We start from the raw sequence: 12,286 nt of genomic DNA, 5'->3' as shown, positions 1-12,286 counted from the left end.
ATAAATCATTTTTATAATTTTAAGGTATATAATAGGATTCTCCTGGCCAGGGGAATCCTATTTTTTTGTTCTAAAAGGGGGGCACGCTCCATCGCTATCAAGCTAAGAAATACAAATACCCCAAAACGAGAGAATTGACATCTTCATGTGAAAATGTACATTTTTTTGTTTTGGGGGTGTTATAAAATTCTTAAGTTGATAGCGATGGGGTAGTACCACATCACCAACATTTTTGAAAAAAAACACGCTAGTCAAAAGTAAAATAATATCAAAAAAAGAGGACAAATCTCATAATAACAGGGTTTGTCCTCTTAATCTCCACCCTTTCCCTCTTTCTGATTTTAGAAGGGTTTTATGTTATCTAAGTGTGCGTAACCATAGGGCTCTTTTGCCTATTTGATAGGAAAAATTAGTTCTTTATTTCCATAAACTCCAACAAATCGTCTAAAACTTCTTGTTGGTTCTGCCATAGTTCAGGCAAGTTATCTAAGGGGAAAAATTTTAGCTGTAAGCTTTCTTCGTTATTAGTATGTAATGTTCCATGAAAATCTCTACAAATATAAGTCAATTTCACTAAGGCAACTTGATCACCGTTAGATAGTGCTCGTTCGTATTTTTTTCCAGAATACACATTAAAGAATTCAAGTTTCCCTAATTTCAAACCAGTTTCTTCAAACACTTCTCTCCTTGCTGTATCTTCAACTGTCTCACCAAATTCCATAAATCCGCCAGGGTGTCCCCACTTTCCATTATCAGATCGTAATTGCAGAAGCACTTCATTCTTTTCATTCAATACAAAACAACCTGCGACCACCATAATTACTTTTTCATGTCCAACCATATTTCTTAAATAACTTATATAATCCATGTATTTCAGCTCCAATATGAATTTACATTCATTATAAATAATTTCATAGAAATTTGTTTTGTCTCATTGCAGTACCGATTATAAGAAACCGCATTTCATAAAATACAATATATTCCACCTTATCCCTCCATTACCCTAATTGTACCATCAGCATAAGTAGTCAATAATGAATAGAACTCTCGTTATGGGGGATTTTGATTCTTTAAGTTGATGGCGATGTGGTACTACCCCTAATATAAATAAGTGGAACTTTTTTATTTCTCTAATTTGGCGTTTCTAATCATTTACTCCAGTGTTACTTTATTCAATCACAATAATATATTAAAAATTTGTGACACCTTACATTGTTAACATAATATTTTTATCGTCCCCTTATTTTGATACCTACGCCTTAAGGAATACGGACACGATTCTGGGTATGAAGGGGCACTCTAGGAAAATGTTCAAAGTAATTCTATAAAATTCATTAATGATTTTGATACGTTTCCTTCAAAAAACTTACAGATTGTTTGATTAGCGCTTTTAGAACATTACTATCAATGTCTGCTATTTTATTTATATAAATACACGATTTTCCAGAGGTGTATTTTCCAAAGCTTTTTAATAGTTCCTCTTGCTTAGGATCACCAGCTGCAAAATATAGACTAATTTTAGCTTTTCTCGGAGAAAAGCCTACTAATGGAGCATCTCCCTCATGACCAGATGCATACTTATAATGGTATGTTCCAAAGCCGATAATACTTGGTCCCCATATTTTTGCTGTATAGCCTGTTGTTTCAGTAAATATATCTAATAATTGATATGCGTTTTCTCGTTTTTTAAGATTTTCAACACTTTCAATAAATTCAATTACACTATTGTTAGTTTCTTTTGTTTTAAGTTTGTACATATTAAAATCACTCCTTTTTAGATATAGTTTTCATAGCATATATAATTATAATATAGGGCTAATCATACAAGTCTCTCAACTTTAAAATGCTAACTGCTTCCTTTTTTACCTTTCTGTCCATTATGGGGAATAAAGATAATTGAATCACTTAAAATCCCAGTATTACTGAATTTTTCTTATTAATATAAAATACGGTACGTGAAATTTATTTATCTCTGCAGCTGAATAAAAAAACTAAGCTTATTTTTTTATTTAGGATAGAAAATTATGATTTCAAATTTAATTTTCATAATAAAAAATAAAAGATGGCTTAACATCAACCATCTTTTATGGCCCAGTACCTAAAAAACCGCCATCCTTTCCTTTGATTCTACAGAAACAATAGCGCTTTTTTGTTATACGGCTATAAAAAAGTTCAAATGTTCGTATTATCGCTTTTAGTAATGGCTAATTATATCATTTCCATTCACAATCAAAATATAGGAATGATTTCTTTAGCAATACACAGCAGACTTTGATTTAAGAAAATACAAATACTCTATTCCGGCATCAGTGATCTTTGTACCGGCCCGCCCTCTGCCTTTTACGACAAATCCTTCACTTTCTAAAATATCCAGGCGGCGGCGAATTTGCTGAGGGGATAAAATAAAGTCTGATTCTTTGCTTTTACTTGAAAGCAGATCTCTGCTTGCCGCTTTTCCTTTTTCATTGCATTGCTTGATTACTTCCAATATAAAAACATGCTCCTTCATTTCCAGTATACTTCCACATACGGAATATTCGGATGTAACGCTACCTCCCTCTTGTCCCATCATGGACGGAAGATCTCCTTTCGTCACTACATTTCCCTCACAAATTGTCAGCATATAATCAATTGTGCTTTTTAGTTCTCGTATATTTCCAGGCCATTCATATTGCATGAAATACTCCAGCACATCTTGTTCTATCTTTACCCATTTTCCGCTCTTTGTGATGAAATGCTTAATCAAAATTGGTATATCCGCCCTTCTCTCAATGAGTGGTGGAATACAGAGATTAAGTACATTCAGTCGGTAAAATAAATCGGCTTTGAATGAACCGGCTTTGAATGAACCGGCCCGTATCTTTCCTTGAAGATCTTTATTTGTTGCGGTAATCACTCGAACATTAACAGGTATAATTCTTACACCGCCGATTCTTCGGATTTCTCCCTCCTGCAGAACGCGCAGCAGATGTGATTGAACTGTAAGACTTATATCGCCGATTTCATCCAAAAAGATAGTTCCGTTATCCGCTAATTCAAACAGACCTTTCTTGCCCCCCTTTTGTGCTCCTGTAAATGTCCCTTCTTCGTAACCGAACAATTCACTTTCAAGCAGGTTCTCTGTTAATGCGCTACAGTTTACAGCCAGAAACGGTCCGTTTTTTCGCAATGAATGCTCATGAATAGCATGGGCAAACAGTTCTTTTCCTGTTCCTGTATCACCCTGAATTAAAATTGGATGTTCTGATAAGGCAAGTTTCTTGGCGATTCGCTTACGCTCTTTCATTACAGTATGTTCGCCAATAATATCCTGAAATCCGTATTTAGTATGAAATCCTTTATTACGCATTTCTCTTTGCGCTGTTTTTTCAATTTCAAAGGCTTGATGTACACTCTTAAAAGTTGCGACAATTGTATTTTCTTGCACCATTTGCAATCGAAAAATTACGACATCCACGCCATCTATGTTGAAGAACTTGCTTTCATCCTTTCCATTCATGATGAAATCGGTAATATCCCGACGACTCATCACATGTTCTATATACTCATTAACCACATCTTGTGCCACAATATGAAACAATGCCGTAAGACGTTCATTGATTACCGTAATCCGTCCTTCCTGGTTAACGACCAATATTCCATCATCGACAGTTCCCAACACATTTTGGATATGCTCGCTCATCTGCTTAGCATCCCGCTCTGCATGTAATAGTTTACGTTGTAATTCAATGATATTGCTAATATACCTTTCTGAAACCTTCGAGGATATATCCTTGTTCAAACCGCAACATTCTACAACCTCCAGGATTGTTGTCATATCAAAAAGACGTACGCCTATATCGATTACTTCTTTTATGTAAGAAGGGCACAGATGTGTTTCTCCTGGCGAAACGGCAATTCGAACATCATCATAAAACAATACCCCCTTCCGAAAAGGGATAAATTGAATATGATCGATACCAAGTTGATATAAGGATTCAATAAGATTTATAGTTGCATCATCATTATCATTCACCACCAGAACTGATGAATCTTCAGGTATTCTTAAAAGTTTATCAATATATTCATGATGAACTGTTCTCTTTCCCACAATTATTTCCTCAGCATTCACGGTATACATATCATTTGTTTGATCATAAACAGAAGCTGATGAATACAAGATAATTGTATCTTCAAGGGACTGCGGTATTCCCTCATCCGCAGCATAGCTTTTAATATGAACATAGTCTCCAAGCAATTGTTCCAGTTGCTCCTGTAAGGCTTGCTTTGTTTTTGAGCTTCCAGCTATGAGTGTAAGTGAAAATTTTGACATTAAAACACCTGCCTACGTTTAAATTGGTTCTATTATATCGCCAAAAAAGAACAATAAAAACCAAAAACTCGAATCTTACCATAAAAATCCCCTTAAAAATCAATCTATTAATACTGGCACAGATATTGCATATATAAATCGATGAAGTGTCCGAGGTTATGAAAAGGAGGTAAACAGCAGAATACGCGAAAAAGAACATAGTCTATTGGCGGCACTTTGGTAAGCATTCTATTTCAACCCATTTATTTTAAATACAAAGGAGGAGCACATATGAGCCAACTACACGAACAGACTGTTTCGCTTGGAAAAAAAGAGAAAAAAATTAATGTTTTTGTATTGCTGTTCGGCATTCTTGTAATAGCGACCCTATTAACTTATTTTTTGCCGACCGGAGAATATGCACGGATTGAAGTAAATGACCGGACAACTGTAGACCCAAATTCTTTTAAATCGATAGCATCAACTCCGGTCGGATTTTTCGATATGATAAAAGCTGTTCATACGGGAATGGTAGAAGCCGGCAATATTATATTTTTCTTGTTGATTATCGGAGGGTTTTTTGGTGTCTTACGAGCAACAGGTACGGTTGATGTGCTTATCGCTACAATGGCTAGGAAGTTGGCGAAGCGTGAAAAACTATTGATTCCTGTCGTGACGCTGTTTTTCGCTGTAGGTGGTTCTTTAATGGGGATGGCGGAAGAAACACTGGCTTATCTTCCTCTTATCATTCCGCTGGCGTTGGCTCTGGGATTTGATGCAATTACAGGAACTGCTATCGTCATAGTAGGAGCATTGTCAGGGTTTACAACTGCCATCATGAATCCTTTCACAGTAGGACTTGCCCAAGGAATCGCAGAATTACCGATGTTCTCAGGCATATTGTTTCGCCTTATTTTATTTGTTATCATCTACCTTGTTTCTGTTCTTTATATCTATCGTTACGCAATGAAGGTAAAGAAAAATCCTTCTATAGGAATCTACGGAAAGTATACAAAAGAAGACGCAGAAAAATTACTGCAATCAAGTGGGAAGTTAACAGCAAGACATAAGTTCATCTTAGGGGCTTTTGTAATTAATTATATCGTTTTGGCGTTTGGTGTAATCAAATTCCAATGGTACATTACAGAAATTACATCTTTGTTCCTTTTATTGACAATAATAATTGGGATCATCGGCAAACTATCTGCAGATCAGATTGTTAACTCCTTTATAAACGGCTCTGCATCCTTGCTCGGCGGTGCTTTGATTATTGGTGTATCGCGCGCCATTCTTGTTGTATTGAATGAGGGACATATCGTTGACCCTATGCTGCATCAATTATCTGTATCAATCAAGCATATTCCGGACTATTTAAGCGTTGTTGGCATGTACAATTTCCAAGCTCTTATTCATTTTGTTCTAGCATCTGGCACTGGTCATGCGATGCTGACAATGCCGATTATGGTGCCACTTGCAGACTTATTGGGTATTACACGCCAAACTGCAGTGTTATCTTTCTCTTTTGCTGATGGAATCGGAAATATGATTTTTCCGACCGCTACGACCTTAATGGCAGGCTTGGCGATTGCAGGAATTTCTTGGACAAAGTGGGCAAAGTGGATTCTGCCACTTGTGTTCATTCACTATCTCATCGGATTAGTAGCTGTTATCATAGCTCACTTCATAGGATATGGTCCATTCTGATATAAAACGAAAAGTATTGACAGGAGGAAAAAAGAATTGATTACCTTAATAAAAAATGGAGAAGTATACGCACCCAACTACCTAGGACGGAAAGACATATTAATTGCAGATGATAAAATCGCATTCATAGATGATAGAATCGCAATTCCTAACAACTTTGCTCCTATTCTAGTCATTGATGCGGCAAATCTTTTGGTTGTTCCAGGATTTATCGATTCACACGTTCATATTATTGGTGGAGGCGGAGAAGGCGGATTCAAAACCCGCACACCTGAGCTGATGCTCACTGATATTACAACTGCAGGTATTACAACACTAGTCGGTTTACTCGGTACTGACGGGACAACACGTAAAATGGAAAGTCTGCTTGCCAAGGCGCGGGCACTTGAAGAAGAGGGAGTTTCTTGTTTCATTCACACAGGCTCCTATCAAGTGCCAGTAAAAACGCTGACGGGAAAAATCGAAGATGATATTATTTTAATTGACAAAATTATCGGTGTTGGAGAGATTGCTATCTCCGACCATAGATCATCAGAACCTACATTTGAGGAAATAGTTAAAGTCGCCACTGCCGCACGCAATGGCGGTATTCTGTCAGGAAAAGCTGGCATATTAGAAGTTCATGTAGGGGACGGAGAGGGAAAACTTTCATTGTTACATGAAATTGCAGATAAAACCAACATTCCGATTCGGCACTTCCATCCAACACATATAAACCGAAACGAAGAATTATTCAGGGCGGGTATTGATTACGCAAAGCGAGGCGGTTACGTAGACTTTACCACAAGTACTACCCCTCAATTTTTGGAGGACGGGGAAGTGAAATGCAGTGAGGCATTACGTATAATGCTTGAAGATGGAGTCCCAGTCGGACACATCACCTTCTCCTCAGATGGACAGGCCAGCCTCCCCTTCTTTGACAACAATGGGGAGTATGCAGGCCTTCAAGTCGGAAAAGTATCTTCGCTATTTCACGAAGTACGAGAATCTGTTTTAGTGGAAGGTATTCCGTTAGAAACGGCACTGGAAGTCATTACCACGAATCCCGCACAATTGCTGAAGCTTTCAAGTAAGGGCTGTATCCAAACCGGGAAGGATGCTGACATCGTATTGTTGGAAAAAGAAACGTTGGACATTCACAGCGTCATTGCAAAAGGCAAGTTTATGGTAGAAAATAAAGTTCCGATAGTGAAGGGAACATTTGAATAAGAAAGATAAGAAGCTTCTAGTAATTGTTGCAATTCATAATTCACCGAAAAGGCGGAGTCTGTTTGATGTCTTCGCCTTTGTTTATATAGAGCATGAACGGTTTCGATTCCTTTTATCGTACGTGAAGCATAACGAATATTTTGAAATCCTGCGGACTTGGAAAAACAACACTTCATATGCCAATGGTCCTGTTCTATAAGATTGTTTAAATACTTGATTGTGTAATGAGTCGTGTGTTTACATAATCCTTTTCCTTTAATTTCTTGAACGCACAAAGTAATGCGGGTGCCTTATCTGTAATAAGAACTGTTAGTTCTCCAAACGTTTTTACTAATCTTTTCATAAAGACATATGCCGCCTGATGATCTCGTGTTTTTCGAAGTTGAATATCCAATGTGTATCCATCTTTATCGATTGCACGATATAAATAACACCATTTTCCTTTTACTTTTATATAAGTCTCATCTAATTTCCACGACGATTGTATCTTTTTGTTTTTCGTCTTCCAAATTTGATAGGTTAAATTCCCATATTCATGAACCCAACGCATAATCGTTGTTGGATAAATCGATATTCCACACTCTCTCAAAAGTTCAGATATATCACGATAGCTTAAAGAAAAACAACAGTAGTAGCCCACGGCTACCAAAATAATATCTTCCTGAACTGTTTCCCTTTATAATATCGCATTTGTGATTCTCCTTACTCTTTTTTCTAGAATGTAGTCTCATTTAGAAAACTTTGCAACAGAACCCTTAATTCACTACAATACTCTCTATACATTTTGGATATACTAAAAATGTATGTTCGCTAATTCATATATATTTCATTACTGAATTTTCAAACGAAATGTAAGGAGGATGTTTATGATCAAAAACTGTACAGCATTACTTATTATTGATGTACAGATAGGTTCATTTAGGGAGAAAAAAATATTATATAAAGAAACGGAATTATTAAAAACCATTCAACTATTAAATTCTAAAGCTTGTTCTGTTCAAGCACCCATTTTTTATATGAAGTTTAACGGGGAACCAGGTTCATTACTAGAACGGGGAACTCCTGGGTGGAAAATTCATGAATCTATAGCTCCATCAGTACAAGATACCGTTCTTGAGAAAAAACATCCTGATTCATTTCATAAAACAAATCTTCAACAAGAGCTAAATAAAAAGAATATTAAACATATCGTCATTACTGGAATTCAGTCAGAGATATGTATAGATGCAACATGCCGACGTGCATTCAGCTTAGGATATGATGTTACTCTTGTGGAAGACGGACATAGTACATATGATTCCACATTATTATCGGCATCTCAAATTATTAAGCATCATAACGATATACTAGGTCAATGGTTCGCTCGTGTTAAAAGTGCGAAAACTATTGAATTTTAGTTATATGCCCATACCTTTTTTTACAACAATACATGCAAAAAAGGTATTCTTAAATATGGAATCTTATGATGGGCATAATACAAATATCGTAGCATCTTTCAAATTTAGCTAAGATGACAATGCATACTCGATTAACCATCACTAAAAAGGGTTCTGGTGCAAAAAGATAATGGAGAGCAAAAAGAATGAGTGATTCCTAACGGAATGACTATTTATGCGGTAATACCAAAGAAAATATTAATCAGACGTATCTGTTTTTGGACAGACTGTTCCCCATGGAAAGTGTGCACTTTTCTAATCATATGCATAGCTTCTATTTCAGCAAGTGTTTTGATTACTGTGTGAAAAGCTTGAAACCCTAGCATATATCGGACCCGTTTTTTGATAAATCGATGGTCTTGTTCGACAATGTTGTTTAGATATTTCATCTGTCGTAACTTGATTCCTTCTGGTAGGTCTCCTGCTTTTTGTGATTGTTTCACGGCTTTTGGATAGGCTGGGTTTTTATCAACTTTGAGGACACGAGGTTTTGAGGCATGACAAGAAGCTAAGGCCTTTTTGAAGAAACGTTTAGCTGATTTCGCTTTTCTATTTTTAATTAAGTAAAAATCAACGGTGTTTCCTCCGGAATCCACAGCAAGATACAAGTACATCCATCTTGCTCTCTTAAACAATAGGCCTCATTTGGTAATCCCCCTTTTAAGAATGAAAAATATCAAAAAGTTGATTTAGAAAAAGCACTGCCAAAATCTTCAGCAATGCTTTTTGATTAGATGTACTATGATAATGAGCGTCTACTTTCTTCTATATGTTTGCTCATGAATAGAATTCAAATTTGTATTCTATTCATGAGTTCTGTATGTTCATATATATTTACTTTAATTTCAAGATACGTTCTATTTCCTCCACACTTAACTTACTTGCTTTTGCAATAGTTTCAAGCGGTACACCAATTTCATGCATCCCTCGAATCATTTGCATCTTACCTTGCTCAATGCCTTTTTCCATACCCTCTTGTTCTGCATGTGCTAGCTTAGCTTGTTCATCTAAAAGTAATTTCTCTCGAGCTTCATATGCTATTCGGAAAGAAGAATCATGGCTCATATTTTCCCATTTATTTATTGCCTTTTGTAAAATTGGATCTTGATTCATCGCAATCTCCTCCAATGTTTGAGTTAAATGTTCATCTTCATGTGCTGGTAATAATAACATCCAACGAACAAATGTATTTTCCCACGGGTTTACTTTTTCTTCACGCCATTGTTTTACCAATTTCGGTATCTCTACAAAATGGATTTCAATGTCGTCACTTAATAGTTGCTGCATTTTTGTATTCCATAATTGTCCGATGGTATGAAATGCATCATCCTGAGAAAACAAAATAAAGTCTAGTAAGTTAATGGTAATTGTTTTCCGAAGTGAGCGATATGGCATCCCTTCTTGCATTTGGGATGTATAAAGTTTACTCCAATAATATAAAGATCGCTTCACCATATCATGTGTATTTCGAAGCTGAATTTCGATATTTACTTGCGTCCCATTATCTAGTGTTGCTAATAGGTCTAAAATTGATAACTTATCATCTTCATAAGATTTATGGAGATGTGGATCATCTAGTTGTAGCGATGTAATAGGTGCATCTAAAGATTCCTCTAAAATTGCATTTAAGAAACCAGTTAAAATTTCCTCATTTCCTTTCGTCCCAAATAACTGTTTAAAAGCAAAATCAATGCGTAAATTTACTAATTTAGTGGACATGGATTTCCTCTCCCTGTCTATATCATCTCTTATTCTTATTGTACATAAAAAAAGGTAGAACATGCAAACAGGCACTTATGCTATCTCACATAAGTGCCTGCCTAAATCCATAAAAAATTAGTGGTTCTGGGCAAAAACGATTGCAAGTAACATCGTTTTTGCGCCAGAACCTTTATTTTCGTCTATTCCTTTTCTGGCCAAATTTTCGCGTTGGGTTCTAATAACCACTTGTGGTCTTCCTCCATGATACGATCATTCCATGGATTATTCTCAAGATGTCGAATCATCCAACAAAAATACATTGCATATCCAGGCGCCGTTGCTTGTGGGTGATCTAGCTCACCAGGAATTGTAATAAAACTATTATGTACAACGCGATAAGCATCCTCACCAACCATTGCACACCCAAATCCCTGCGGCTTGTTAAAGCGATAATAATATACCTCTGGTTGGTCGTGATGATGTGGCGGATAACTAGACCAACGCCCTGGATAAGAAATAACTTCTCCTACTACCATATTAGAGTATGCCGCATTGTTATAGTCAAAAATTGTACGAATAACACGCTGCGCTGTTCCCTCCCATACTCCTTCTCCAGCTACAACACTTTGGCAATCATTTGGAGTATACAACTTGGACGCAAATTCTTCGTCATTATCCGTTTTTTGAACAAGTACTTCACTGTCTGAAAGAGCAGTAATTGTAACCTTTACATTTTTCGCCACATGCAAACACCAAGGGTTTTCTTCAAAAACAGACTCTCTTTGAATAACTTCTACATTTCCTTCCCACTCTAAACGTATTGTCCCTTCTAATAAAAGAACTGCTGTTTCATTCTTATTATCTAATAATATCTCTTCTTTTCCATTAGACATCTTATATATGCCTATATCCATTAACATATCACTGTATTGACCGTTCATTTCTGTTAATACATTATACCCTTCTTTTAATTCACCTAATTTTCCTAACATGACTTTCTCCCCCTTTTTATTTAATGACTTCTATAATTTTCTACCTTTGTCAGCTAACTAAACTCCGAGTTTCCTCTATTATTAAAGAAGAAAGCTTTTCTGGTTACGCTCTGTTTTCACTTCCGAATATTCGCATATGATTTTTAACGTTTTCGTATGCGGCATCAATAACATCTTGATGATATGTAAAGTAATCTGAATAAGGAGTATTCCGAGCGGCAGTGTTAACCGCAGTAATTACATTCTGAAACGTGGCTGTTGCTACATTAATTTTGCAAACACCATGTTGAATGCATTGCTTGAAATCCTCTGGACTAATGCCAGAACCACCATGTAATACAAGTGGAATACGAACTACCTCATTAATTTCTTGTAGGCGGTCTAATCGTAAATCAGGATCTCCATTGTACATACCGTGCGCATTTCCAATCGCAACAGCTAACGCATCTACGTCTGTTTCTTCTGCAAATTGTTTTGCTTCTTTAGTACTTGTCAGCAACATCTCAATATCTTCTGATCCGTCCTCACTACCACCAACTCTGCCAATCTCAGCCTCTACCGTCGCTCCGTACTGTTTCGCAAGCGCTACAATTTCTTTTGTCCTTTGGATATTCTCTTCTAATGGAAAGTGAGAGCCGTCAAACATAACCGAACTAAAACCAATTTCTAACGTCTCTTTAATCTTTTCAAACGTCATACCGTGATCAAAGTGAACTGCTACTGGGACAGTCGCTTTTTTCGCTGCAGCAACCATCAAAGGACCAATCAGATGAATTGGCGAATGATTCAAACGAACTTCCGCAATTTGTAGAATAAGCGGCGAACGCAACTCTTCTGCTGCTTGAATAGCTCCCATTACCATTTCTATATTAGCGACACTGAAAGCTCCGACCCCATAATTCTCTTGATTTGCCTTTATTAAAATATCTTTCATTTGAACTAATGGCATTACA

The 12,286-nt window shown here is 36.5% G+C and carries 9 protein-coding genes and 2 pseudogenes; 3 read left to right on the top strand and 8 right to left on the bottom strand.

Annotated features, from left to right (window positions below; all coding sequences use genetic code 11):
* Positions 1-409: 409 nt before the first annotated feature.
* The 3 genes from NSQ47_RS25480 to NSQ47_RS25470 all read right to left on the bottom strand — a co-directional run bounded on the left by NSQ47_RS25480 (position 410) and on the right by NSQ47_RS25470 (position 4,312).
* Complete coding sequence (locus tag NSQ47_RS25480) at positions 410-868, bottom strand: NUDIX hydrolase (protein ID WP_341038409.1); 459 nt, start codon at positions 866-868, stop codon at positions 410-412.
* 466 nt (positions 869-1,334) lie between these two features.
* Entirely contained in the window at positions 1,335-1,757 is a 423-nt protein-coding gene (locus tag NSQ47_RS25475; protein WP_341038408.1) for a DUF1801 domain-containing protein, read from the bottom strand.
* Between the two features lie 494 nt (positions 1,758-2,251).
* Positions 2,252-4,312: a sigma 54-interacting transcriptional regulator gene (locus tag NSQ47_RS25470; protein ID WP_341038406.1), complete on the bottom strand. Its 2,061-nt coding sequence runs from the start codon at positions 4,310-4,312 to the stop codon at positions 2,252-2,254.
* Positions 4,313-4,582: 270 nt separating this feature from the next.
* Between NSQ47_RS25470 and NSQ47_RS25465 the strand changes: the two genes are divergently transcribed.
* Both NSQ47_RS25465 and iadA read left to right on the top strand, forming a co-directional pair.
* Positions 4,583-5,995 carry a YfcC family protein gene (locus tag NSQ47_RS25465; RefSeq protein ID WP_341038404.1) on the top strand — a complete coding sequence of 471 codons (1,413 nt, stop codon included), beginning with the start codon at positions 4,583-4,585 and terminating at the stop codon, positions 5,993-5,995.
* Between the two features lie 36 nt (positions 5,996-6,031).
* A complete protein-coding gene (gene iadA / locus NSQ47_RS25460) occupies positions 6,032-7,204 on the top strand; it encodes a beta-aspartyl-peptidase (RefSeq protein ID WP_341038402.1) in 1,173 nt (390 codons plus the stop codon).
* A gap of 17 nt (positions 7,205-7,221) precedes the next feature.
* On the opposite strand, the pseudogene NSQ47_RS25455 reads toward iadA, so the two are convergent.
* A pseudogene (locus NSQ47_RS25455) lies at positions 7,222-7,894 on the bottom strand (IS6 family transposase); the annotation flags it as partial.
* 176 nt (positions 7,895-8,070) lie between these two features.
* On the opposite strand from NSQ47_RS25455, the gene NSQ47_RS25450 reads away from it, so the two are divergent.
* Entirely contained in the window at positions 8,071-8,601 is a 531-nt protein-coding gene (locus tag NSQ47_RS25450; protein WP_341038400.1) for a cysteine hydrolase family protein, read from the top strand.
* A gap of 212 nt (positions 8,602-8,813) precedes the next feature.
* Here the strand turns inward: NSQ47_RS25450 and NSQ47_RS25445 are convergent.
* From NSQ47_RS25445 to NSQ47_RS25430, 4 genes and pseudogenes are all read right to left on the bottom strand, one after another.
* A pseudogene (locus tag NSQ47_RS25445) lies at positions 8,814-9,266 on the bottom strand (IS6 family transposase); the annotation flags it as partial.
* Between the two features lie 208 nt (positions 9,267-9,474).
* Entirely contained in the window at positions 9,475-10,359 is an 885-nt protein-coding gene (locus NSQ47_RS25440) for an Rpn family recombination-promoting nuclease/putative transposase (RefSeq protein WP_212091727.1), read from the bottom strand.
* 182 nt (positions 10,360-10,541) lie between these two features.
* Positions 10,542-11,333: a 5-deoxy-glucuronate isomerase gene (locus tag NSQ47_RS25435; RefSeq protein ID WP_341038398.1), complete on the bottom strand. Its 792-nt coding sequence runs from the start codon at positions 11,331-11,333 to the stop codon at positions 10,542-10,544.
* Between the two features lie 103 nt (positions 11,334-11,436).
* Entirely contained in the window at positions 11,437-12,282 is an 846-nt protein-coding gene (locus NSQ47_RS25430; RefSeq protein ID WP_341038397.1) for a class II fructose-bisphosphate aldolase, read from the bottom strand.
* Positions 12,283-12,286 lie beyond the last annotated feature (4 nt).

It is taken from the genome of Bacillus sp. FSL R10-2780, assembly GCF_038006125.1.
Lineage (GTDB): Bacteria > Bacillota > Bacilli > Bacillales > Bacillaceae_G > Bacillus_A > Bacillus_A cereus_U.
The sequence above is the reverse complement of the archived record's forward strand: the minus strand, read 5'-3'. Positions and strand labels throughout refer to the sequence as shown.